This is a genomic window from Pseudoalteromonas sp. BMB, from assembly GCF_001709235.1.
Classification (GTDB): domain Bacteria; phylum Pseudomonadota; class Gammaproteobacteria; order Enterobacterales; family Alteromonadaceae; genus Pseudoalteromonas; species Pseudoalteromonas maricaloris.
On record NZ_MBQA01000156.1, the window covers coordinates 40,612 to 65,292 of the forward strand.

Below are 24,681 nucleotides of genomic sequence, written 5' to 3' on the forward strand. Positions count from 1 at the left end.
GTGGATTTTGAACAGAGAACTTCCAGATAGCTTTTTAGCATTAACCTTTAAGTTTAAATCTCTAGTTTTAAAAGCAGTTAGAGAGCAGGGGATTGATGTGGTACCGATGGAAATTCAGTCGCTTCATCTAATTAATAGAACAGAAAACTGTACAGCTGCTCTGATGTCAGAACTAATGGATAGAGATAAAAGTCAATTAGCGAGATTGATTAAAGAGATGTCAAAGAAGGGGTTAATAGAAAAAACAAAAAATCCAAATGATACTCGAAGCCATTTTTTAGGTTTAACAAAGGATGGCAAAGCGATATTGAAACGAATGCTTGTCATAGAGGCTGGGTTGATACAAAAAATGTGTACTGGCCTATCTCACGAACAAGTAGAAGTATTTAACAATATTGCGGTGAGCATGACTGCTAATTTGACAAGAGAACCATAGATGTTGGCTTAACTGTTGTTATCAATGTTTTATTATGAATTGTATGTTATATGTCTTGAGATGAACGCCTGTGGGAGCGACCCCAAATTATCTATAGATACCAGTTTGCTGTTCAGAACGTTTTGGAGATAACTGCGCTTCCTGCTCGCACTAAGGTGTCTACACTTTGTAGGCAAGGCGAATTGAGCTGGCGATTGGAACTGAGTTTAACGCTGCTAGCTTAAAACCTACTCAACGCTATAAAATGGGTAAACTAGCTACTCAAAACAAAAAAGTCGCCCGAGGGCGACTTGGAAACGTGACATCATGTAAAAACAGGGGGAAGTGATTTCAATCGATTATTTATTTTCGATGAGATTGCCTTTGCCAATTTCAATCTTTCTTGGCTTGAGTGCTTCTGGAATCTCGCGCTCAAGGTCAATGACTAACAGGCCGTTTTCAAGTCCTGCGCCAATCACCTTGACGTGATCGCCAAGTTGGAATTTACGCTCAAAGTTACGCTCTGCGATGCCTTGATGAATAAATTTGCGCTCAGCTTTGTCTTCTTTGTTTTGCTTTTCGCCTTTGACTGTCAGAGTATTGTTTTCTGACTCAAGGCTAAGCTCTTGCTCGGTAAATCCGGCAACAGCCATGGTAATTTGGTACTTGTCTTCACCGGTGGCTTCAATGTTATATGGTGGAAAGCTTGGTTGCTTTTCGTTGCGTGATGCTGCATCCATTAGCTGTGCTAAATGGTCAAAACCGATGAATGAACGATAAAGTGGAGATAGGTCTACTGTACGCATAATTTGTATCCTCATAAAGCGATAATTAAGCTATTTATTGCTTCAATTAAAGCCAATAAATAGCATATAAAACATTTACTTAGTTTAGGTTGGGACCCTGTCGGCGTCCTCACAATACTATCTATGGACGAGGTAAATACTTTTCAAGAAACTTTTTTAAAAAAGTTTTTATTTACCTGAATTTTATAAGATTCTTTTTCAAGAAAATTGTCTTTGCAGGTGAAGAAGCACCATTTGATGCCTCTTTTTTATTGCGTTATTTAGAATTTAAGTTTTGCTGTCTCAACATAGAGACTTGATCAAACCCTATTCCCCAGTCGTCAGTTTCAACTTCTTCTATAACGACAAAAGTAACTTGTGGCGCTTTATCAAGGACATCCACCATAAGCTGAGTTGCACCTTTTATTAAGGCTTGCTTCTGAGCAGGTGTAACGCCTTCTTTTGTGATTTTAATATTAATGATAGGCATTGATTATCTCCTACAGATCATCATACATTTTGTTGACGATACGCCATTGTCCATCTTCTTTAAGTAAACCAATAAAGTCGATATAGTGATGTTCAAACAGTGGGCAATACAGCTTGACCATTGCTTGATGGTTTACAACATCCACCGACAAAATACGGTAATTAAAAGCAGCGCTTTGGCTTTCGGGCGTTTGTCGAGATGAGACCAAATCTAGCCACTGTGATTTGGTGCGCCTCATTCCTGGAGCTTTGAGCACCGCGTCAGCGTGGAAAATCGCATCCAACTTTTTAATATCTCCTTGGTGTAGCCCTTCAAAATATTGTTGAATAACTGCAGTTACTTTGTCTAAATCCTGTGGTTTGAAAATAGGCTTAGTCATATTAAGCTCATGCGTCTGTACTGTGTGCTTGTTCAGCTGCTATTGAGGCGATAAAGCTGGGTCTTGCCTCAACTTCAGCTAACATTTTGCTGACCTTTTCTGGAATGACAATGTCGACTGGAAAATAGGCGCTCCAACGCGCATATACAGCCAGCATGATATCCGCAGTGGACACCTGATCGCCGCCTAAAAATGCTTGCTGCGCTAATTTTTTCTCGACTAACACCCATAATTCGTTGATGGCAACTGCTGCCGCTTCTAAAAATGGCTGGCGTGCATGCTCGTCAGCAATCGCACCTGTGGCAAAAAACAGACGATTGTAAGCCGGGTGCATCGTAGCATTAGCAAACAGAATGTTTTCTATCGCTTGTTGCTTTTGAAAAACATCAGCTTGAGGAAGCAGGTTATTTTCGTGTTTATTGAGTAGATAAAGTAAGATTGCAGCTCCTTCTACTAAGCTGTTTTCGCCATCATTAAGAACCGGGATTTTACCTGTTGGGTTAATGGCTAAAAAGTTATCAACACCGCGTTTGTCAACCAGCTCGAAGGGTTGTTTTAGTTCTCTTAATATGACTTGCGTTGCTAACGCACAAGCACCTGGTAAGTAATATAACGTATACATAATGGTTTTCCTTATTTGCTTCTTGGCTAAAAGACAAGCTCAGTGTATAAACTAGATGTTGTTTGATATATAGCTACAATGAGAACCAAGAGTTCACATTGTGGAAACAATAATCAAGGAAAGTATGAACAAGCTACGAGCGATAGAAATGTTTGTAAAACTTGCTGAGGTACGCAGTTTTACTCGTGTTGCAGAGCAATATAATACGTCCAAATCCATGATCAGTAAGGAGATCAGCCGACTAGAAGCTGAGCTTGGTGCGCGGCTTATACATCGCACCACGCGCAATTTGCAGCTCACGCATGTGGGAGAAGGCTATTTACAACGTGCTAAGGATATTCTTAATAAGTTAGAGGATGCAGATACCTTCATACAAGAGTCGCAGCAAGCACCAAAAGGCAAGCTAAAGGTGAATGTGCCAATGGTGCTTGGGATCACTGACTTGGCAGCAATGTTCGCCGACTTTATGCAAGCGTATCCCGATGTCGATCTTGAAATACATTTAGGGGATGAGGATATCGACTTAGTTGAACAGGGGTTCGATTTAGGTTTTCGGGCTTCCAGTCGCCCGTTTGACTCAAGTTATATAGGAAAAGAAATTACTCAATTTAGCTATCATGTATGCGCCTCACCACAATATTTAGCGAGTCACCCTGCAATCGATTCAGCACAAGATTTAATTCATCATAATTGTTTTGAATATAGCTATTCAAAACGCAAGAACTTATGGCCATTAGACGAAGGTGTGCGAATAAAAGGCTCCCTTAAAGTGAACAATGTCCTTTTTATGTTGCAGGCAATTAAAAGCCATTTGGGAATAGGAGTTTTACCTGAATTTGCCTGTAGAGAAGCACTTGAAAAGGGCGAGGTCGTTAGTATTTTACAGCATGCTGATAAACCTACACTCGCCTTATATGCACTATATCCAGCACGCCAATTTGTGCCAGCCGCGGTGCTTCAATGTATCGAGTTTTTGCAGGCTTGGTTTAAGCGTGAAGGGCACTGATTGTTAAGCAAATAAGGTGGTTTACATTACTTCATTACTTTGCCACATTAACTACTGGTTTAGATGATGGAATAGTCAATGAAATGTGATAAACAAAATGCCAATCGAAAAATAGGTTTGGGGCTCGCTATCGGCGCGGGAATAGGCACAGCCGTGGGCGTTGCATCAGGGCAAATCATGTACACCTTGCCTATTGGTATTGCGATGGGAATATTGATTGGTCGTAAGTATTTTTAATCTATTTTGGCACTCGGTGCGTATGTGTGATTCTGATTAGAACACAACAAGATTAAGCAAGTGCAACTTAGTGACTCAGAAATTTCCAGGATCATTGAAATGGCGTGGGAAGATAGGACGCCATTTGAAGCTATCGAGCGACAGTTTGAGCTTAGCGAGCCTGACGTGATCAAGTTGATGCGTTGTAGCCTAAAATCCAGTAGTTTTAAGCTATGGCGGCAACGAGTAAATGGCCGTAATACAAAGCATAGTAAACTTAGAAGCAAAGCGGTAAATCGCGGATACTGCAAAACGCAATACAAGCAAAGGTAATTAAAATGCAGAGGCCGTTAAGCCTCTGCCTATACTAATGAAGGTTACCTATCGTAAAGTGGTAGCGCAACGCCTTCAACGTTAGTGAATTCTAATACCGCGATAGGAGTAAACTGCGTTTTGCGTAAAAATCGCGTGGTGATACTTTTTGGTGAGTGAATCGTAAACTTACCAACGAAAGGCAAGATCCAGCCGCTAGCTGAGGTCAATACACCACTTAGTTGAGGGATCTTAGACTCATCGGGAAGGTTAAAGCTGGGCACAACGTTGTCACCGACCGAGTATAGTGGTGTGTTTGTGCCAATTTTGCGCTGATATTCAGCACTGAGTAAAGGCTTACCATTTTTCTTGGCCAGCTCAAGACGATGTGTATTTTCACTTAGGGTGATGTCAACTTGGGCCAATTGTTTGGGGTAACCCCATATTTCACCGGCCTCAACCGCTTTTGCATTGTCCAACATCAAATGAAAGTTGAATGAGGCGTAGTCGTGAGGGAGCCCCATCGACTGCTTTTCAGCATTAGCAGTATTGATAGTTGTAAATGCAGCCATCGCATAGTTTACTTGTGCTTCAAGGGAGTTCAGGTCGCTTGGACAAGGTAAGTCGAGATCTGGCGCATTTCTGCGTTGAATAAAAAACGTTGCAACCGTTTCGTTGTATGCGCCTGCTGGACTTTCTGTGATTTTTTGAGTGTAAAAAGCCGCAATACCTTTTCCGGAGCTTTTGCCATCACATTTTGGCGTAACAACTTTCCAACCGTCATTCCATAAAAATCGTCTTGCTCGTTTCGCATTAATTAAACCTAGGACTGCACTGGTTGCTTCTCCCTTGACATGAAAAGGCACAGAGATTTCAGTGCCGTCATCCAAGTATTTTATTTCAGTGGTTGGGTATGTATTCTCGAGGTCAAAGGCGAGAGTGTGGGCGCTAAAGATGAGTCCTAGCACGACTGCATTTTTTATCATTTTGCTTTCCTTAAGTAGTGAGATCAACAAAGTAGATTGTCAAATTCAAGACAAGTTTGGTAATTGTTTCCTTTTTGGGGATGTTATGTTAACAGCGGAATGTGAAAAATCAAAGTGCTTTAGTTGATAGAATATATTGGTGGTTAGTTCTCACAGCGACATTAAGTATGTCGCTGATTTAAAGTGATTAAGTTTAGGGAGAAGGCGATCACTTTGGTTAATTTACGTCGCTTGCAAGTAAGCCGAATAGTGCAGAGTCTGAAACTTCGCCAGCAATTTCCCAGCGAGCACGTAAGTAACCTTCTTTAGTAAACCCAAGTTTTGTAAGTACTTTGGCTGAGCCGATATTAGCAGGATCAATTTCAGCTTCAATACGCCTCAACTGCAGTGTTGAAAAAGCATAGTTAATGAGTGCAGAACCCGCTTCTTGAATGACACCTTGCCCCCAGTGAGATTTGGCAATACCAAAGCCAATTTCGGCGCGACGTGACTCTTTATCCCAGCTAAACAGTAAACATTTGCCAATTACTGTATCATCACTTTTCGAAGCAATGGCCAGTGTGATCGCTTGTTGTGTAGTCAGACCTTCATGTGATTGCTTGATAAATTGTGTTGCATCGTCAAGGCATTCCCAAGGTGGCGTGTTCCAATAGCGCATGACGTCTGCGTCCGAGAATATGGCAAATAGTGCTTCTGCATCTTCTGAGGTTAAGGGTCTAAGTGTGAATCGCTCGGTGTCGAGTTTGATTGTAGTTAATTGCAATATCTTTTTTCCTTGATAAAAAAGGGCGCTAATTAGCGCCCTCAAACATTAAGCTAGCTTACTTATTTGTTCGCGTCTTTGACGGCTTTTAGTTTCGCCGCGTGGTCAATTTCATAATCTGGCATGTCTTTTTTGCCTTCGATTAGGTAGTTGTCCATCCAGCGCATCAAGCGCAAGCTGTAGTCATATTGAGCCGCAGCTTTACGGTTACCGTGACCTTCGCCTGGATAGTAAACTAGACGTACGTCTTTACCTTGCACTTTCATATAGCGATATAGCTCCATAGATTGTGCTGGGTGTACACGTGGGTCATCTTTACCATGCATAATTAGTAATGGCGTCTTCGATTGACCAGCCCAGTAAATCGGACTGCGCTCTAGGTACCACTGCCATTTATCCCAAGGGTAAGAGCGAGCGTGCACTAGGTACATTTCGTTTGAGATATCGGTAGTACCAAACTTAGATAGTTGGTTAGTTACCCCAACAAACATCACGCTTGCCGCAAAGTGTTCAGTTAGTTTTGTAGCACCCCAAGCAGAGGCATAACCGCCGTAAGAGCCACCAGTAATACCAACACGCTTGGTGTCTACTAAACCGGTATTGACTAGGTATTCTTTCATATCTACTAAGTCGTCAAACTCTTTACCTGCGTAGTCGCCTTGGCCAAGTTTTGAGTAATCAACGCCTTTACCTGTCGAACCACGGTAGTTTGGATAGAATACCGCATAGCCGCGTGCTGCGCCCATTTGACCTGGATCTGAATAGCTCGTGAGCCAGCCATTCTTATCGTGGCTTTCAGGACCACCGTGCACTGACATGATCAGTGGATAACGCGTACCTTCTTGATAATCAAGTGGATAAATTAATACGCCACCAATTTCAACACCATCGCGGGCTTTGAAGTTAATAGCCTCTTGTTTTGCAAAACGTTTGTTGTCTAACCATGGGTTTGAGTTTGATAGACGAGTTGCCTTGCTTGAGCGGATCACAAACACTTCATTTGGGTGCTTAGCTGTATTCGCACGTAGGGCAATGGTTTTGTCTGAATCAGAGATTGATAGATTCGATGCGATAAACTTACCTTCTTTGATAAGTTTCTTGTATTTGTTTGAGCCAACTTTAATTTGGCCAATAAAACTTTCAGCGCCGACGTTTGCGACAAAAGTCAGCTGGTTCTTACGGCTTGACCACTCAAAATCACCGATGTGACCCATAAAGTTTGGGATCCACTCTTCTACTTTGCCGCTTTGTGCATCGGCAAGGTACAAGCGACCAGTTGCTGGGTCGTGCTTGTCTTCAGCGCCTAAAATCGCGATGTATTTACCATCGTGAGAAAACTCCGCGGTACCAAGCTTACCTTCTGTTTTGAATGACGTGGTAATTTGTTGTGTTTTCGCATCAAGTACATGCCATTGTGACTTCATATACTTGTCATCAATAAGCGCTGTTGGCTGGGTTTTTACCAGTAATTTAGAAGCATCATCAGCCCAGTTGATTTCACTAACATAGCCTTCGATGTTCAGTGCCGCTGGAGTCAGCGGTTTTTCTGATGCTGCAAGATCAATGATATGAAGCTGTTTGTTTTTTAAACCCAGTTCATACACTTCAGCCATAAAACCAAGCTTTTTCAGCTCTTTTTCTGACTTATCGGCAGCTGGCATTGCAAGGATAGCAACCTGTTTGCCATTAGGGCTTAGGCTATAAGCCGAGATCCCAGTTCCTTTTAGTGAAAGCACTTTCTGTGCTTCCCCACCGTTTACCGCGATGCGATAAAGGGCGCGTTGCTTGTCTTCTTTTTTCTTGGTTAGGAAATAAATGAACTGACCGTCGGCCGACCAAGAGATGCTTGAGATGCTCACTTTACCGGTGATAAATGGGCGTTCTACACCTTCGTCGTCAATCACATAAAGTTCACTGTAATTCGAACCATTTTGGTCAACGTAAAGCTCGCGCGGTACAGAGCGAGTAAAAGCAACGAGTTCGCCGTCAGGACTCACCGACGTTGAGCTTACCGATTGGATCTTTGGGATGTCTTCAATAGTGATGGTATCGCTTGCGAGGCTTGCAGCACTGGTGAAGCCCATTGCTAAAGCCAAAGCAGACTTAAGTAGTTTCATTATTTATCCTAAATTTTCATTCACTTGTTGTAACTTCAAGATGAAGTTTTTAGGCATTCTACTTGTCACCAGAATAAAAACCAATGTTTGCGATTAATTGTCGGTTAAGCCTGATAAAGTGAAGCAGCTATCTTTTATAGGCCAAAATTCAGCACGCCTGAATAATCAGCCTGAAACGGCATAAGGTGATTAAGTGCATACGAAATGTTGCCTTTGTCATCCATGATGTAGATAGAAGCACCACAGTGTTTGCAAAAACCATGCTCTTGAATGGTTTGAGCTTTCGAATGCGGCACCACAAATCGTTCGAGAGATTTACAGGGATTTTCGATAAGACCGTGAGCCTGAATAAACTGTACACCAGCGCATATTTCGCTGGCTGTTGTCGTGGTGAAAATACGATAGTGGATCTGGCCGCAGTGGCACGACGTGGTGATCATGTTGATGTCCTTTATTTTCTTTTGAGTTAAGTTTACTTTTTATTTTTAGTTAATATATATTAATTTGGTGTAAAGACTTTTTCCCAGGAGGAAATAATGAGAAAGGAATACGATAAACTTCACTTACTTAAAATATTATGTTGTGTCGCTGAACAGCACTCCTTCAGCCGAGCAGCAGAGCAGCTCGGTACCACGACATCAGCGGTGAGTAAATCGATAGCTCAGCTAGAGTCATCTTATGGACAAGTACTTTTAAATCGAACAACCCGTAAACTCGCATTGTCTGATGCCGGTAAGTTGGTGTACGAAAAAGGGAAAAAGATCCTTCGCGCGCTACGCGATTTGGAAGAAGAAGTCGAACAGGTTGGAGTGCATCAATCTGGTCAGCTAAAAATAACCTTTCCAAATACGATAGGGCGTATGCTACTGAGCCAAATTTGTATCGATTTTCAAAAGCGCTATCCGCAAATAAAGTTAGAGCTGATGTTTACCGCAGCAAATCAGGATTTAATCGAAGATGAGATTGATGTCGCTTTTAGGCTCTCAGCTGCACTCAAAGACAGTCAATTTTATGTCTTGAAATTAATCAATATAAACTCGACTTTTGTTGCCACGCCCAGCTATTTAGCGGCGCACGGGAAGCCCGAGCAATTAGATGAACTGAGTAGGCACAACATGTTGCTATCTAAACTTAATCATGTTGAAGATAGTTGGCATGACGGAACTCGGAGTTATGCTCTGCAAGGCAATTTGATAGCGAATAGTCGCTTTCACATTCGAGAGGCGGTGTTGGCAGGATTGGGGATTGCCATGTTACCGTCTTATTTTTGCCAACGAGATATTGATTCGGGTGCTTTGGTTGAGCTGTTCCCCGAGCAAAATAGGCCCCAAGTTACTTTGCATGCCATATACAAAGTGAAACGAGAGCATTCTGCAAAGCTAGATTTATTCTTAGGGTTTGTACAGGCGCAATTATCATGCAAATCAGAATTGGTATCTTAGCCCTGCGTAGTAGCGCCGACCATTCACATATATCCCTGTTGGTGCGTACTCATTGCGATCATAGGTATAGATTTGTTCATCGGTTAAATTAATAAACTCAAATTGTGCATCGAGGTTATCACTTAATTTCACCGTGAGGCTGCCATCCAATTGGCCGTAATTATCCATCATGGTCTCGCCTACACCGGTGGCAAACTGGGTTCGATAATTATAGCTAAGTCGTGCGCTAAATTGATGGTTCTCGTAGTAAGCGGTGAGGTTAGCGCTGTGTTTTGAGGTGCCTGGCACTTTGTCCTGTAAGCCAACGTCAGCGTTGTCACGTTCTCCATCAACGTAGGTGTAATTGGCGATTAACCCAAATCCGTACGCAAGTGTCTGCTGGTAACTTAGTTCAACGCCACGGATACTGCCGCCAGCGCCATTACTGGGCCTATCGATAGACATCAAAATGCCTTCGTGACGTTCAAGTTTCCGCTCAAACTCGATAAAAGACTCCACATCCTTGTTAAATAAGGCGATTGAGGCGAGTCCTGCATCGTCAAAGTACCACTCAAGGCTGGCATCAAACTGCGCCGCTCTATATGGATCTAAGCTGGCGTTACCACCTTGTCCTTGAGCCTGGGTCACGTTGTAATTGGTTGAGGGCATGAGGTGATGAAATTGTGCTCGTGACATGACACGTGCAACGGAAAAACGGCCAACTAGACTTTCGCTTAAATCAAACTTGATATTGGCGCTGGGTAGAATATCGATGTAATCCCGAGATTCTTCATGCCAAACATAGCTGTCGGGCGCTTCGATGGGGGAGGCGACACGTTTAAATGCGGCAGAGTCTTGAAAGGTTTTGACCACCCGTACCCCAATGTTGGCAGCATAGGATTCACCAGCGAGTTGCATTTGACCGTAAGCGGCGGCGGTTTTTTCTGTAATATGAAAACGACTGGCCTTTTCTATCTCTTGTTCAAAATTGAGCGTATCGAAGTCTTTGGCGAGCAGTGTAATATCGGCATAACTGTAGTTTTTTAAGGTGTTTGCACTACCTACGCCGCGCAAATAATCATCCACAAAAGTGCCCGGATAGGCGGCCAGTGTAGTGCCAAGCTCGCCGGCTAAACCATCAAGCCCTCCATCTTTGGAGCGATAGCGCAAAAAGTCCCGTTGATGGTCCTTAAGTTTAATGCCAAATTTAATCGCGTCGACCTGTTTAAAGTCGATATCGTACGCAAAATCGGCTTGCGCGAAGTATGATTTATCTTTGCCATCTTGGCTGTCATTTCGAGCTTCGGTGATAAACCAACTCGCCGCATCTAACGGAGAAGCCCCATAACTTGCGACGATGTTTTTTCGCATTGACGTATCGACATGAAAACGGGTGTTAGCAGAAAACTGTGACGTGACGTCTTCTTTGGTGCCACCAGAGCCGTGGCTTAGACCCACTTGAAACTGGCTTGACCAATAAATGCCATCATAGACCAAGTCTAGATGGGCACTTTTGGTGCTGATCTGCGAGTCTCGCCAAATGGCTTCCATGCTGGTATTGAACGGCGCTGCTGTGGGTAAATAGTGGGCGCTCACCAAAGTACCATCTTGTACTTGTAAATCGGTTACTCCGCCGCCTAGGTCAATAGACTTTGCACTTTGCCAGAGAAAGTTTTGATTGTTGTTGTCTGCGTTTAGGTGAGAATAAAGTAAGTGACTATTTAACCTAAGTCGTGGGGAAAGCTGAAACGCGGCATTGACTGTATAAGCCTGCAACTCTCTTTGCTGCTGAAAAATCGCGGAACCCCCACCTCCTGGAAACCATAACGTCTGGCTTTTATCTTGTGGGGTCTGCTGGGTGGCATACCAAGTATCATCATCACCTTGGTATAACGCTCTATCGTGCCATCCCCAAGATTCTAAGCCGTCGCGTCTGAGGCTGCGATCTCGTCGTGTTGCGGTAAAAAGCACAGCATAGTCGCCACTTTCGCTATGGTAGTTATAAATTGCAGATAATTGTGGATCGAGTTTATCGCTCAAGTCACTGTATTGGAATTGGGCCGTTACAACGCCATAGCCTGAAGGCGTAAGCAGAGGGTCGCGAGTTTTTATATTGATTGCACCACCTAATGAACCTTCATCCTGCATAGCTTGTGGTGTTTTAAACACCTCAAGGCTAGAGACTATTTCACTGGGTAATAAGGTAAAATTAAAGCCTCGGCTTGGCTGACTTGAGATCCACCAATCAGCGGAGGCGAGATATTGACCATTCAAATAGGTTCTATTTTGCTCGGGGGTTGTGCCTCGCACGCCGATCCGCTCACCTTCACCTTGTGCTCGAGAGAGTGAAATACCGGTGATCCGTTGCAGCGCCTCTGCGACGTTTTTATCTGGAAACTTACCTATGTCTTCAGCACTGATCGTATCTGAAACTTGTTGATTGTGACGTTTATTACTGAGAGACTTGACAACGCTGTCATGGAAGGCACGGATTTCGATGCGCTCTATGGTATTTTCAGCTGTCTGATTTTGCTCAACGGCATAACTTGCAGCTGTGATAAAGAATGCGCTACAAGAAACTGTTCGGATGAGAAATTCTGACATTGTGCTCAACTTATAATACGAGTAAGTTACCTTTAGTTGATACTCATAATACGCTTTTATTACGAGCCTAACCATAGTTTTACAAATTTTTAGTAGTTGATGGTTGAAAACTTAGATAAACGTTTTTTAATCAATGAGATACTTGTCGACCTGAGTAATTTATCTGTGTGTGTTGACGGTTCTTGGAGAAGCATCGAAGCGAAGCATGCGGCATTATTGCGTCTATTGATTGCTAACAAGGGGCAGGTTGTTACCAGAGACGCTATCTTAGATATCGTATGGCCCGGTACTATCGTCAGTGATAACTCTGTTAGCCAGCTGGTAGTACAGCTACGTAAGCTGCTTGGTGACAGTTCTAACGAGCCAAAAATAATTAAAACGGTACCACGCCTAGGTTATCAATGTATTGCACAAATTGAAAAAGCCCCGACGCTACTTGAGCAAGTAGAGGAGCTGTCTCGTGGGCGTGGCGCGCAATTTGCGCTGCTTGGGTTTTTTATGGGTCTTGTGGTGACTTTGCTTGGCGTTTTTATTGCAAAGCAGTGGAAAAGTGAATTGCAACAGCAGCCCGTCACTGCAACTCGGATCACATCCTCGCCGGGTGCTGAAGTTTTTGTGCGCTTTTCTCCAAATGGTAACTATTTAGCCTACAGCTATTTAGCTGAGGGAGCCGATCAATTTGATTTGGCGGTCTATGATCTTGAGACCAAAACAACTCATACGATAAAAAGCAGCGGTTATAGTGAAGAGTCGGCAAGTTGGTCTTTAGATGGTAACTGGCTGATTTATTCGCGCTCGGATCCGGTTTCCTGTGAAGTACGGGCGTTACACGTGAAAGGTCCAATAGAAATGTGGCGACTAGCGCGCGATAGCGTGCTTGGCAGCTGTAATAGCGCACAAGACTCAGCGCCTTGGCTTGAATATCGAGCGGGCCATTTTATCACTAAGTCTTGGGATAAAGCTGGGACCTATTTGCAATCTGTAGCGGTCACTTTTGCGGATAATCATCCTAAAGTGCTCAACACTATGGCGTTGCCTATTCGCGATGTAACACATTATCAAGTTAACCAACAAGCGCTGTTGTATCAGGTAAAAGAGCAGGGCGTTTATCGGCTTAATCTGGGGCAACTTGGGGACCCTGAAAGGCAAACTACCACACTCTCCAAGCAGTCTTTTTCGGCATTGAGTCATGGTTATCAGGACGATACGGTTATTATCGCTAAACAAAACTTGAGTGTACTGAAAGGTCGTGAGCAGCAGTTGTTATACTCCGGATTTGGTGCGATATCTGAGATTGATGTTAATACGCATTTGCGTGCTTCGGCGCATACTGAGGGCGTGGCTGAAATTAACTTTTATCAGCTCGCTGTAGATGCACAAGGCGAAGCACAGCAAAAGCAGTTGACGTCGCCCGCAAGGATGGACTTACTTGCCGCTTTGTCTGATGATGGCGCACATTTTGTATATGCCTCGGTGACAGCCAAAAATAATGATGCGCCACAATTTGAGCTGTGGCATAAACATGCTTTTCGACCAACATCGAGTTTGCTTGGTACTATGCCGCTGGGAGAAGTGCCTATTTTGCTCTTGCTGTCGCCTAATAACGAATATCTCGCCGTATTATCAAAGTCGCATAAAGTGTATTTAATAAGCTCTTTTACTAAAGAAGTGAAAAAAGTAGTTGATAACTTTGCCGAAGTTGCTGACTTGCATTGGTCACAGGATGGTAGAAACCTGTATTATCGAGCAAAGCTCTCGACGGAAGCCAAATGGCAGGCATGGCAATTTACCGTATCTCAAGGGCGCAGTGAGCAACAACCTCTGGTGACTCGTTCGTCTGATTTATCCCTGACCCAGAAGAACTCAAGCTTTGTGGGGTACAAAGAACAAGTTAGGGAATACCTAGTTGCTGCGCTGACTGAAACAATTGATGTAGAGCAGTTACGTGGGTCTTTATCTCTTTACCAGCCAGCAGTATACCGAGACGGGGTTTATTTTGTACTGAAAAGAGGTCACCAACTGGTGCTTTATCGCTATTTAAGTAGTGAAAACAAAGTCGAAGAAATTCAACCAATTGGATTACACCTTTATGCGGGGTTTACCGAGTTACAGGTACTAGCAAGCTTTGATGGCAGTCAGATCATATTCAATCGGATCAACAATTATGAAAGTGACATAGTATTACTGGAGTACGGTGAGCGATGAAGATATCAATGTTTCGAAGCTCAGGTTGGGTACAGTTAGTTAGCTAGTTTTTGCTGGAATAAGCGTATTGCTTTACTACTCCAATTGCGCTGTGATGCCGACCTCAATGCTTGTGATGCAAGCTTCTTGGCCTCTGCCTGATTATCTGTAAGCTTGGCAGACAGTAGCAGCAGTTCAGGGTGTTCGGGATCGATGGTAAGACCATGACGCAACCAAGTCTTGGCCTGAGTTTTGTCGTTGAGACGAGTTAAATAGGTGTTTACTAATAAAAGTGTGGAGCGCAAATGGCCGTTATTCGAGGCCTCGGTTAGTACTTGTAGCGCACGTGGAGCATCCTGCTGTTCTGTGTTTGTAAGCAGTGATCGAGCTAAGCGATATTTTGCTATATCCATGGTCTGTGCTGCGTGTTCTAGCCAAAGTACACTAAGTCGATGCTCTCCCACATTAATAAGCTGAGTTGCTAAGCGATATTGTGCCAAGTCCAAGCCATTTTTGGCTGCGGCTAAATATAGTTCATTTACCGGCTCTTCAGAGCGCCAGTGATAGCGCAGTAGCTGATACGCGTTGTAATCTTTCATACTCAACCAGTTGGCAATATAGTATTGTACTTGCGCCACACCACGCTCTGCCGCATCGATATTCTGCTTAAGCTGTTTTTCGTAGGCCTTCTTTTGAATGGCTAAGGTTTCGCGATATTGCTCGCCTTTATATGTCGCAAAATGGTAAATCAAGGTGTGTGCTTGTTTTGGACCACTATAGCGCCACTTCTCTACAGCATTTAGCAGGCTAGCGGTGAATATATGCTTGGGGTAGCTATCTACGACCTCAATATTGGTTGCCTTACCGCTTTGGTCGATATCAAACTCTAACCAAACCCAGCCCTCAATCCCTTGTCGTACGGCCTCATCAGGGTAGTCAGGTAATACATCGTGAGTTTTACTCGGCGTAGAAACGATATTAGGTTGTTCGAGCCGGGCAAGTGTTGAATCAAGTAAATAGGTGTCTGCCAGACGATTTTTTTGAAGTGTTACGAAATCTTTTAGGCCACTTTGGTCGTCGGACTGCTGCAAAACGAGTTGCGCAGTTTGAAAGGCTTCAGCAATACCGAACTCTTTAGCCAATGAAAACCAAGCAAAGGCATTTGCGGCACTTTGTTCGGTTCCTTGGCCGTACAAATACATCACCCCAAGATTATACATGGCGTCTGCATTACCTAACTGAGCCAGGCGATTGAATTCAGAAAATGCAAGAGTGAATTCTTCATTCTGATAGGCGAGGGTAGCATCATAAAGATCGGCTTTTGTCAGCCAACTCATGCTCAGAAAAAATGAAAAAATAAGCCCAGAAATGAGATTGTTGCGCATTTTATTGATTACTCATCCTCGGACTGTTCTTTGGGGTTGCTGTGGTCATTTTTAATAGGCTATATAACCACAATATAAGGGAAATTTAAATAATAAAAGCTGATAGCAAACGCTATCAGCTTTTTGGAACTCCGGGCAGGGAGTTTACTAAGTCGAACCTGTGTTAGCTTGGAAGCGACTTAATTCGAGTCATGAAACTATTTTCTTTACGGCTAATAAGACCAGATTTAGCGGTAAAAGTTTCATACGCTATTCGGTGTTAAAAGTTAAATCTAACCCCTGCGCTAAAACGCCTTCCATCAGCATAGACACCCGTTAGTGCCTGCTCAACTCCCTTTTCCTGATAGCTAAATGTATGTTCATCCGTCAAGTTGATGGCCTCAAGAATAAATGCCACATTCTCATTGTAGTTATAGGTAAGGTTGGCATCTACTTGACCATAATCGTCAATGTATCCCGGCCAGTCTCGACCTGTATCATACCCTGTTCTGAAGTTGTATGAGATACGGGCACTAATGAATTCGTTTTCATAATAAGAACTCAAGTTAACAGTATGCTCTGAGTTGCCTGGGATAGTGATGTCGTTACCTTCATCGTCTTTGGCTTCACCATCTACATAGGTATAGTTAGCTGCAACGCCAAAACCTTCGTATAGCTCTTGTTGATAACCGACTTCCAGACCTTGAATACGACCCGCTTTCCCATTAACAGGGCGGCTGATCAGCACTTCTTTACCTTCATGAATTTCAAGTGCCGGTTGGCTCTCGATAAACGACTGAATATCTTTGTAGAAAAATACCGCAGAAAACAGACCTGCGTCGCTAAAGTACCACTCGATACCGGTATCAAACTGCGTCGCTCGATATGGGTCGATGTCAGGGTTACCGCCAGTGCCTGTTTGTGTTTCTAGGTTGTATGAAGTTGATGCGGTCATATCGGCGTAATCTGGGCGAGACATAACTCGCGCGGCAGAAAAACGCATTAATAAATCGTCATCTAAGTCAATTGCCAAGTTAATGCTTGGAAGAATGTCGAAGTAGTCCTTTTCTTCCGTTGTCCATACCTCAGCACCTGACTCACCTGCAAACGCGGATGAGGTTTGTTTGGTATTTACAAGTCTTACACCTAAATTACCGCGTAGACCATCTGCATCCAGATTCGCTTTAATGTAGCCTGCGGTAATTTTTTCATTGATATCGAAAGTACTGGCCTTCAATACTCGGTAATTCCAACCCAGCGCATCACCTTCTTGGCGTATTTTGTTTGAATCAGTAATTGCGTAGCTGCGCGTTGTGCCCGATGAGCCTATGCCTGATAGGTAATCAGATGGCATGGCTTTAGAGTAATCAGCCAAACTCCAGTTTAAGTCTGTGCGATTGTCCGTTGTGTGTTTGGTATTAAAACGACTGTGATCACGATATTTAAAGCCTACCTTGATCTGGTTAAAGATAGCGACATCAATTGGGCGTTTAAAATCGGCTTGAAAGTAAGTTTCATCATCTTTCGCATCATTGCTGTCATAGCGTAAAAAGCCTAAATTCCATTTATCACCATCGTTTGGATCGGCGGCATAACTGGTTTTTACGTCTTCCTCTTGTGACGCATCAAAGCTGTGAACATAGTTGCCTTCCCACCCAACGGAGCGATCCGCTTGTGAACCCCCCGAACCTTCTGTGTAACCTAAGTGATACGAAGATTCCCAAAGTTGCCCTTGATGTTCAACTTTTAAGTCGTACGATTTGGTTTTGAGCTCAGAGTTACGTACTTTGGTCTCATCCAGAATGTTATTACCATCTGGCGATAAGCCAAGTGTGCCGCCGACGGCCATCTTTCCAACTACGGGATGGTCGATAACGGTAATGTCAGTGTATTGTGAGCCGCCGTAACCGGGTAACCAAAGGAAGTTTTGGTTTTCATTATCGGCTTCAAGCGTAGAGTCTAACGCATTGAATACAACGTCCATATTTTCACTTGGACGATATTGCAGGGCGAGATTTATACCTGTGCGTACGCGCTGCTGTGAGAACATGGCTGAGCCGCCACCGCCAGGGCTGTAGACATTGTCGACGACGGTACCATCTTCAAGTGTGATATCACGATAGGTCCAAGACCATGCTTCAATACCATCGCGGCGCAAGTTACGTTCTTGGCGCACGACAGAAATTAAGGCGCCAAAAGATTCATCATCGGTCTTAAAGTTGTACATAGCGGAAAGTTGTGGGTCGGTTTCACCTGACACTTCGCTGTGCTGTGCGATAATTGAACCTGCAATTTTATTTGCTTCTAAATCAAGCGGCTTACGTGTTCTAACAATCACGGTTCCACCAATAGAACCTTCGTCAATATCGGCTTCTGGTGATTTGTAAACTTCAAGCCCAGAAATGATTTCAGAGGGTAACATGGTATAGTTAAAACCACGGCTCGCCGCTGAATTGGTCCACCAATCCGCTGAGCCAACGGCTTGACCATTCAATAAGGTCCGGTTTTGGCTTTCACCTGTGCCTCGAATGCTAACGCGTTCACCTTCACCAAAACTACGCGTGATTGAAACTCCGGTAATTCGTTGTAGCGATTCGGCAACGTTTTGATCTGGAAATTTGCCAATGTCCTCGGCGGTTACTGCATCAACAATGGCGTCAGAGTATCTTTTTGTATTGAGTGATTGAACAACGCTGCCACGGATCCCTCTAACTTGAATAACTTCAACTTCACCATTTTTAGCTGCTTCTTGATTGTTGTTTTCTTCAGCGAACGCTAGACCCGGTGCAAAAAGTACTGAGCCGAGCAAAGATTGGCTGATTAGTACAGCCAGTTTTTTCTTATTATTGCGAAACATAAATTCCCCTTGAGTGCTTACTTGTGATTGACCACGAGAAAGATTAAACACCAGTGGGGTTTGTTAAATCTTGAATTGAAATGAATAGTTATGAATTTAAATATTTTATAATTTAATTAATCTTATTGTATTGAAATATATGGATATAAAATAACTTAAATTGGAAGTTTTGTAGTTTAAGTTAAGTTTACTGGAGTGATTTCACTTTGTTTTTTGTTAACATTCATAACTACAAAGAACTGGAAAGTCGCCTTTCCAGTTCTTTTTGCGCGTTATAGACTCTTTTTAGGTGGCAGCACAACGTTTGAGAAGATAAGGCCAGCGATAAGAGACATAAATATTAAAAAGGTTTGTTGGCCAATATGATCCGCATGAACAAAGCTTTGGCCTTCGATCAATGAATTAAGTCCAATATAGGTTTTAGAGCCAGGGACCAGCACAATCAAGCCTTGCATCGCCACAATGGACGCAGGGGCATTTACCACACGGTTAAAGATATTACTAAAAACTCCCACTGCAAATGCACCCACAAAAGTACCAAGCGCATAATCAAAGTAAACAGCAGAACTGATACTGGCTGCGTAGGCGATAAAGCCAGATGCGAGTGACCAACTTGCATGGCGTAACTTTGTTCTAAAGATAACAACTAGGCTGCTACAAAGTAATAGCACCGCAAGCCAAGCCGTCCAACGTGGTAATGGTGATGGTTGTATAAAATCAACCTGACCAAAAAATGCAAACCCTAAACTGATCCCCAAAAATGCACCGAAGTAGAGCTTAAAGAGCAACATAATAGAGTCCATGACTCTTGCGGTACCTGACACTAAGTGCCGAGCCGATAATTCAGCAAACCCAAGCGCCAGCGCCAAGCCAGGTATAAACACGATAATGGCCGAAAGTACCACCAAACGGATGTTGATCTGTGGGTCAATGTACACAGACACGGCACAAGCAGCAACCGCTGATACGATGGCGACCAAAGGTTCAAGCATATGTGTTACACGTTTGGAAATACTAGCCCAAAGCACGAATAAGTAGACCACAAGCGATAATAGCGCCGACCACCATACGTCATTCCAGCTAGTGCCCATCAGCATTGCAAACGCACCGCCTGAAGTTGCAAATGCAAGACCCGTCATTAACTTATTATATGGAGGCTTAGCGTGCAAAATGGCTTCAAGGCATTGTTCGGCTTCTTGGATTGAAAGCTCACCAGATAACACGCGTGTTGCAACGTCATCCGTATCTGCCAATGAACCTAAATCATGGTCGCCAGGGTCAACACGTGCCACATGGGTATATTCTTCTTCATGACCTTCGGTCCAAATCACAAAAGTGACGGACGTCGGAGACATGACAAAGGAAGACTTTAACCCTAAGTGTGTGGCTACTTCCATTAAGTGTGCTTCGAGTCGATAGGCAGGGGTACCGTATTTGTGAAGCATTTTGCCTAACTTCACAATAAAGCGGCGTTTCTCTGTAAAGGTTGCGTTATTCAACGAAAGAGAACCTTAAATATGTAATACCAATTCTACTGAATGCAGTGAATTGGCAAAATGTTAAAAAAGTATGGTGTTTGAAATTAAAAAAATCAAACTGAGCTCATCATGGGTACGCGCTGCTAGTAAGATACATATCATCTAGATTTTAGTTATGTTTTTGCACACGAATTTGATATTCGCAACAGACTATTTGCATAGGTAAATTTGGCGGCCAAGATTGCTGCGAATTCTATCCAGATTCTCAGTAATGTCTATAGTTTTGGCCGCAAATATTTGCATTTTTTATAAACAGGTCTCGGCGCTACATTTATTGCTAAATGCTAAGAGTTACGATGATTCTCTGATCTGCAATGAAACATCCACCAAGGTTCTAACGGCAGGCTGTGATTTGTTTAAAATTTCGGACAGTGTATGGCATGTCCGCTTACCGATGTCGTCGGCATCAATTCTGACGCTCGTTAATGCGGGTTTCATCAGCTGGGAGTCTTGCAAGTCATCAAAACCGACAACTTTGATGTCTTCACCAGGTACCAGTCCATGTTCGCGCATGGCTTCAATTGCACCGTATGCAATGACGTCACTAAAGCAAACGATAGCTTTTATCTCTTTATGGTCAGCGATGAGGGTATTAAACGCTTCTCGGCCCCCTTGGCGATTGGTTGGAGCAGCGATCGCAGGTTGCGCTTCATTTAATCCGTTGAGTTTTAGCGCGCTTTGGAATCCAGACAGTCGCTCATGGTAATCTGAAATTTCGGGAGTACCCCCAAGAAAAGCAATGTCTTTTATGCCTTGCTCAATGAGGTGAGTCGTTGCTAGGTGAGTCCCTTTTTTATTGTCAGGTAGAATACAAGGGGCTTTCGCGAAGGCCACTTCACGCATAATGGTAATAACTGGAAATCCAGAGTCAGCCAATTGGTCCAGCCACTCTCGCGGGGTGCTTGGTGCGGGCACCATGACAAAGGCACAAACGTTGTATTCTTTAAGTGTGTTAACCACCTGGCGTTGGCGATTAAAGTCTTCGCCTGTATTGACCAGCATAGGTACCATACCTAATGCATAAATATGCTTTTCTAATCCGACAGCAAGCTGAGCAGAGTAAGGGTTAGTTAAGTCGTTGATAACAACAGCAACAAGATTAGACTTTTTACTACGTAACGCTGCTGCGTCGCGATTATAAACGTAGCCCAGTTTTTCGATGGCTTTTAATACTTTTTCTTTACTTTTATCGCTGACTTTATCGCTATGCGTTAGAACAAGGGATACTGTTGATTTAGAAACTTGTGCCTCTTCGGCAACATCGAAAATGGTAACCTTAGCGAGTTTTTTATCGTTGTTCATGCTAATTCGTATCAATTATGGCTGGTTAAGTGACTAAGTGTACATCAAGTTTTCATCGCATTAAATCGCAAATCTCTGCACATTTCCCGATAATCGTTATATGATCATCCGTTAAACGCCGAAGATAGGTAAATACAGTGAAATTATTAAAACAAATCACATTTATCATATTAATGACTTCCGTATCATATACGGTATGTGCACAAGAGCAAGGCTACATGACACCTTCTCCAGAGCTGGCAAAGCTTGTTGATGCACCATTGATCCCTACATCTAAATTGAGTGCGAACGGCAATTGGTTGGCATTGTTACAGCGCAATAGGGTGCTTACGCTCGAAGAGCTTGGGCAGCCAGAGCAAGCGCTTGCGGGGATAAAGTTCAACCCGCAAACTTTTATGCGGACCTCCAGCCGCCAATATAGCTCTATTGAGTTTAAACATGTCGCAACCGGTGCCTTAATTAAGGTGACAGGTCTACCTAAAGGCAAGATCAAGTCGCCAAGTTGGAGTGCAGATAGCCGCTATCTCGCGTTTATTCTTGAACAAGAAAATAGTGCTACGCTTTGGGCTTACGATATTGAGCAGCGCAACCTTAAACAGCTCACTCAATCAACTTTAAATGGCGTGGTGACTTCAACGCCATATCAGTGGTTGCCAGACAGTACTGCGATTATCGCAAATATTGCTATTAATCATGGCAAACAGCCAAGCGCAAAAGATAAATCTAGTCTAACACCAATCGTACAAACTACATCTGGCAAAAAAGCATCGACACGCACTTATCAGAATTTGTTATCTAGTCCCTATGATATTCAGCTATTTAAGTTCTATTCTGAGGGGCAGTTAATTAAGCTAAATCTTAATGCTAGCGCGCAGCAAATTGGTAACCCAACCTATCTTAAACACTTCTCTGTTTCGCCAGACTCTACCAATCTAGTGGTCGGTATGATGGCCGATCCTTTCTCATTCCAAGTGCCTTACAGCCGTTTTCCTGCGGTATGGCAGGTGTGGGGAATGCGCGGCTATCCATTATTTGAAGTGGCAAGACAACCACTAGCCGACGCACTGCCTGCGGGCTTTGATAGCGTGAGAGAAGGGCCTCGAAAGATCCAATGGCGTGACGACCATGGCGCGACACTGATATGGGCCGAAGCGCAAGATGGTGGGGATATGAGTGCGAAGGTTGACTATCATGATCACCTTTACACGATTAGTTCGCCGTTCAAAAAAGAACCTGAACTTTTCGCAAAAGTAGAGCGTCGTTTTTCGAGTGTTGAGTGGGCCGATAACAATGTTGCGATTTTGAATGAATGGCGCTTTGCCGATCGCAGTGTTCGTTCTTCTGTATTTTCTCCGCGCAATCCAGAGCAAAATCGTGTGGTGTTTTCAGAGCGCAGTTATAATGATGCATACAAAGATCCTGGCAATTTTGTATATGAAAATAGTGATTTAGGTTCAAGAGTGTTGAAGCTAGTTGGAGGCAGGTATTTGTTTCTAACGGGCAACGGTGCATCTGAGAAAGGCAACATTCCGTTTTTAGATCGTTTTGACGTAAAAACCAATACTTCAACTCGTATTTGGCAGTCGAGCGAACCTTATTACGAAAGAGTGCGTGCAATGTTAGATGATGAAGGTATGCGCTTTATTACTGTGCGTGAATCACGCCAAGAGCAACCTAACTTTTTTGTCCGTGACTTACAGTTTGATACTTTGGAGCAGCTAACTAAGTTTGCGCACCCTTACCCTGCATTTAAAGGCGTTGTAAAAGAGCAAATCAAGTACAAACGTGATGATGGCGTTGAGTTATCTGGTAATCTTTATCTTCCTACAGATTATGACCCATCAAAAGGTCGTATACCTGTGTTGATGTGGGCTTATCCGCTTGAGTTTAAAGATAAAGCCGTTGCCTCACAGGTGCGCGAATCGCCTTATCAATTCCCATATATTGGCTATTGGGGACCTATGCCGTATTTAGCAAAAGGTATTGCTGTTTTTGATGATCCGACGATGCCGATTGTGGGGGCTGGTGATACGCAACCTAATGATACATTTAGGCAGCAATTGGTTGCGAGTGCGAAAGCAGCTGTTAATACCTTAGTGGAAAAAGGTATAGCAGATCCTAAGCGCATTGCGATTGCAGGGCATTCGTATGGGGCGTTTATGGTGGCTAACTTACTTGCCCATAGTGATTTATTTGCCACTGGCATTGCACGGAGCGGGGCTTATAATCGCACCTTGACGCCGTTTGGTTTTCAGGGGGAGCCGCGTAACTTCTGGGAAGCGCAAAACGTCTATGCCAACATGTCGCCTTTTTTCCATGCGGAAAAAATCAACGAACCTATGTTGATGATCCATGGAGAGGAAGATCCAAACTCAGGTACTTTTCCTATGCAATCTAAACGTATGTTTGCTGCAATGAATGGCTTAGGTGGCAATGCAAGGTTAGTGATGTTGCCAGAAGAAGGCCATGGATATAAAGCGCGTGAAAGTATTTTACATGTACTTTGGGAGCAAGAGCAGTGGCTTGATACCTACTTATTTCCTCATGAGGAGCAAGACGATAGAGAAACGTCGCCTCATGCTATTGTCGAGTAGTAAACTTCTTTTCATCTAAGCGCAGTGTTGCGTTTAGATGAAACCCAACTATGGTTCAAGCTGTAGTTTATGACTACAGCCCAAATTTGTGTGCTTCCTAGCTGTTTTGTCCTTCAAGGAATCTTCTTTTTACATACTAGCGGATTACTCCATTTAATCTGTGAGCTATCTTTTGCAAACCATAAAGTGACAGCAAAAGTTTTACCTGAACTGTTAAATTTGTCTAGGAACTCTTTATAAGCGTCTTTAAATTTTGAATCGAGATCAGCTGTGTATGAAAAAGTGGACTTGTTGCAAAACTCTACAGTTTTATAAAAGCTACTGATGATAGTCGCAGCCTTAGTATTTCCAATTAAGGTGAGTTGTGTTTGTGCAACATGAAGCCCTGCCTAAAATCGCGCAGTGTCATTTGTATCTCCAAGTCTGTTAGTCACATTATCTGCTGAGCCGTATTCATCTAAAAAGCGTGATTTGATTTCGTAGGCTGTATGATATTGTTGAACCTTAACCGTGCAATAAGCCGTAAATGCAGCAGCTATCATAGCAGGGATCAATATCCAAAATAATTTGTGTATGGTACTTTGCTGGTTACTATCTTCGGTGTTCACTTGCGCCTCCTACTTTTATTAACTTGATTGGGTTTACTAGTCTTAATATCACACAGTATGGTTTATTTTTTAAGTTAACCTGAGCTGCGCATAAGAAAACTGTCTCTTATACACATCT

21 protein-coding genes are annotated in these 24,681 nt (G+C 43.3%); 7 read left to right on the forward strand and 14 right to left on the reverse strand.

Going from position 1 to position 24,681, the window contains the following annotated elements; genetic code table 11:
* The first annotated feature begins 7 nt into the window (after window positions 1-7).
* Window positions 8-436 carry a MarR family winged helix-turn-helix transcriptional regulator gene (locus BB427_RS09435; RefSeq protein ID WP_069020499.1) on the forward strand — a complete coding sequence of 143 codons (429 nt, stop codon included), beginning with the start codon at window positions 8-10 and terminating at the stop codon, window positions 434-436.
* A 338-nt stretch (window positions 437-774) separates the two neighbouring features.
* Here the strand turns inward: BB427_RS09435 and BB427_RS09440 are convergent, their stop codons facing one another.
* The 4 genes from BB427_RS09440 to BB427_RS09455 all read right to left on the reverse strand — a co-directional run bounded on the left by BB427_RS09440 (window position 775) and on the right by BB427_RS09455 (window position 2,691).
* Window positions 775-1,221, reverse strand: a complete 447-nt coding sequence (locus tag BB427_RS09440) for an Hsp20 family protein (protein ID WP_010379331.1) — start codon at window positions 1,219-1,221, stop codon at window positions 775-777.
* A 256-nt stretch (window positions 1,222-1,477) separates the two neighbouring features.
* Complete coding sequence (locus BB427_RS09445) at window positions 1,478-1,690, reverse strand: tautomerase family protein (RefSeq protein WP_069020500.1); 213 nt, start codon at window positions 1,688-1,690, stop codon at window positions 1,478-1,480.
* 10 nt (window positions 1,691-1,700) lie between these two features.
* On the reverse strand, window positions 1,701-2,069 hold the full coding sequence (locus BB427_RS09450; RefSeq protein ID WP_069020501.1) for a nuclear transport factor 2 family protein: 369 nt from the start codon (window positions 2,067-2,069) through the stop codon (window positions 1,701-1,703).
* 7 nt (window positions 2,070-2,076) lie between these two features.
* On the reverse strand, window positions 2,077-2,691 hold the full coding sequence (locus BB427_RS09455) for a glutathione S-transferase family protein (RefSeq protein WP_069020502.1): 615 nt from the start codon (window positions 2,689-2,691) through the stop codon (window positions 2,077-2,079).
* A gap of 124 nt (window positions 2,692-2,815) precedes the next feature.
* On the opposite strand from BB427_RS09455, the gene BB427_RS09460 reads away from it, so the two are divergent.
* The 3 genes from BB427_RS09460 (at window position 2,816) to BB427_RS09465 (ending at window position 4,246) form a co-directional block, all read left to right on the forward strand.
* Window positions 2,816-3,697: a LysR family transcriptional regulator gene (locus BB427_RS09460; protein ID WP_069020503.1), complete on the forward strand. Its 882-nt coding sequence runs from the start codon at window positions 2,816-2,818 to the stop codon at window positions 3,695-3,697.
* 78 nt (window positions 3,698-3,775) lie between these two features.
* On the forward strand, window positions 3,776-3,934 hold the full coding sequence (locus BB427_RS24455) for a hypothetical protein (RefSeq protein WP_019647622.1): 159 nt from the start codon (window positions 3,776-3,778) through the stop codon (window positions 3,932-3,934).
* Window positions 3,935-3,994: 60 nt separating this feature from the next.
* Window positions 3,995-4,246, forward strand: a complete 252-nt coding sequence (locus BB427_RS09465) for a TIGR03643 family protein (RefSeq protein WP_083229861.1) — start codon at window positions 3,995-3,997, stop codon at window positions 4,244-4,246.
* A 44-nt stretch (window positions 4,247-4,290) separates the two neighbouring features.
* On the opposite strand, the gene BB427_RS09470 is transcribed toward BB427_RS09465, so the two are convergent.
* The 4 genes from BB427_RS09470 to BB427_RS09485 form a co-directional block, all read right to left on the reverse strand.
* Complete coding sequence (locus tag BB427_RS09470) at window positions 4,291-5,211, reverse strand: acetoacetate decarboxylase family protein (protein WP_069020505.1); 921 nt, start codon at window positions 5,209-5,211, stop codon at window positions 4,291-4,293.
* A 217-nt stretch (window positions 5,212-5,428) separates the two neighbouring features.
* Window positions 5,429-5,974, reverse strand: a complete 546-nt coding sequence (locus BB427_RS09475) for a GNAT family N-acetyltransferase (protein WP_069020506.1) — start codon at window positions 5,972-5,974, stop codon at window positions 5,429-5,431.
* Window positions 5,975-6,036: 62 nt separating this feature from the next.
* The gene (locus BB427_RS09480) at window positions 6,037-8,091 is read right to left on the reverse strand and encodes a S9 family peptidase (RefSeq protein ID WP_069020507.1); all 2,055 of its coding nucleotides are present in this window, start codon (window positions 8,089-8,091) and stop codon (window positions 6,037-6,039) included.
* A gap of 134 nt (window positions 8,092-8,225) precedes the next feature.
* Window positions 8,226-8,531, reverse strand: coding sequence for a hypothetical protein (locus tag BB427_RS09485; RefSeq protein ID WP_045989302.1), 306 nt, complete (start codon window positions 8,529-8,531; stop codon window positions 8,226-8,228).
* A 96-nt stretch (window positions 8,532-8,627) separates the two neighbouring features.
* On the opposite strand from BB427_RS09485, the gene BB427_RS09490 reads away from it, so the two are divergent.
* On the forward strand, window positions 8,628-9,533 hold the full coding sequence (locus BB427_RS09490) for a LysR family transcriptional regulator (protein WP_069020508.1): 906 nt from the start codon (window positions 8,628-8,630) through the stop codon (window positions 9,531-9,533).
* Here the strand turns inward: BB427_RS09490 and BB427_RS09495 are convergent.
* On the reverse strand, window positions 9,516-12,116 hold the full coding sequence (locus tag BB427_RS09495; RefSeq protein WP_069020509.1) for a TonB-dependent receptor: 2,601 nt from the start codon (window positions 12,114-12,116) through the stop codon (window positions 9,516-9,518). The two genes, BB427_RS09490 and BB427_RS09495, sit on opposite strands and share 18 nt — an antisense overlap.
* A gap of 99 nt (window positions 12,117-12,215) precedes the next feature.
* On the opposite strand from BB427_RS09495, the gene BB427_RS09500 reads away from it, so the two are divergent.
* Complete coding sequence (locus tag BB427_RS09500) at window positions 12,216-14,321, forward strand: winged helix-turn-helix domain-containing protein (RefSeq protein WP_069020510.1); 2,106 nt, start codon at window positions 12,216-12,218, stop codon at window positions 14,319-14,321.
* A 35-nt stretch (window positions 14,322-14,356) separates the two neighbouring features.
* On the opposite strand, the gene BB427_RS09505 is transcribed toward BB427_RS09500, so the two are convergent.
* The 4 genes from BB427_RS09505 to BB427_RS09520 form a co-directional block, all read right to left on the reverse strand.
* Window positions 14,357-15,685 (reverse strand): energy transducer TonB, encoded by a 1,329-nt coding sequence (locus BB427_RS09505; RefSeq protein WP_069020511.1) that lies wholly within the window; start codon window positions 15,683-15,685, stop codon window positions 14,357-14,359.
* Between the two features lie 259 nt (window positions 15,686-15,944).
* On the reverse strand, window positions 15,945-18,521 hold the full coding sequence (locus BB427_RS09510; protein WP_069020512.1) for a TonB-dependent receptor: 2,577 nt from the start codon (window positions 18,519-18,521) through the stop codon (window positions 15,945-15,947).
* 272 nt (window positions 18,522-18,793) lie between these two features.
* On the reverse strand, window positions 18,794-20,020 hold the full coding sequence (locus BB427_RS09515; protein WP_083229862.1) for a threonine/serine ThrE exporter family protein: 1,227 nt from the start codon (window positions 20,018-20,020) through the stop codon (window positions 18,794-18,796).
* Window positions 20,021-20,350: 330 nt separating this feature from the next.
* Window positions 20,351-21,361, reverse strand: a complete 1,011-nt coding sequence (locus BB427_RS09520) for a LacI family DNA-binding transcriptional regulator (RefSeq protein ID WP_010379361.1) — start codon at window positions 21,359-21,361, stop codon at window positions 20,351-20,353.
* A 137-nt stretch (window positions 21,362-21,498) separates the two neighbouring features.
* Between BB427_RS09520 and BB427_RS09525 the strand changes: the two genes are divergently transcribed.
* A complete protein-coding gene (locus BB427_RS09525) occupies window positions 21,499-23,955 on the forward strand; it encodes a S9 family peptidase (RefSeq protein ID WP_069020513.1) in 2,457 nt (818 codons plus the stop codon).
* A gap of 389 nt (window positions 23,956-24,344) precedes the next feature.
* Here BB427_RS09525 and BB427_RS09530 read toward each other — a convergent pair whose 3' ends face one another.
* Complete coding sequence (locus BB427_RS09530) at window positions 24,345-24,563, reverse strand: hypothetical protein (protein WP_069020514.1); 219 nt, start codon at window positions 24,561-24,563, stop codon at window positions 24,345-24,347.
* Window positions 24,564-24,681 lie beyond the last annotated feature (118 nt).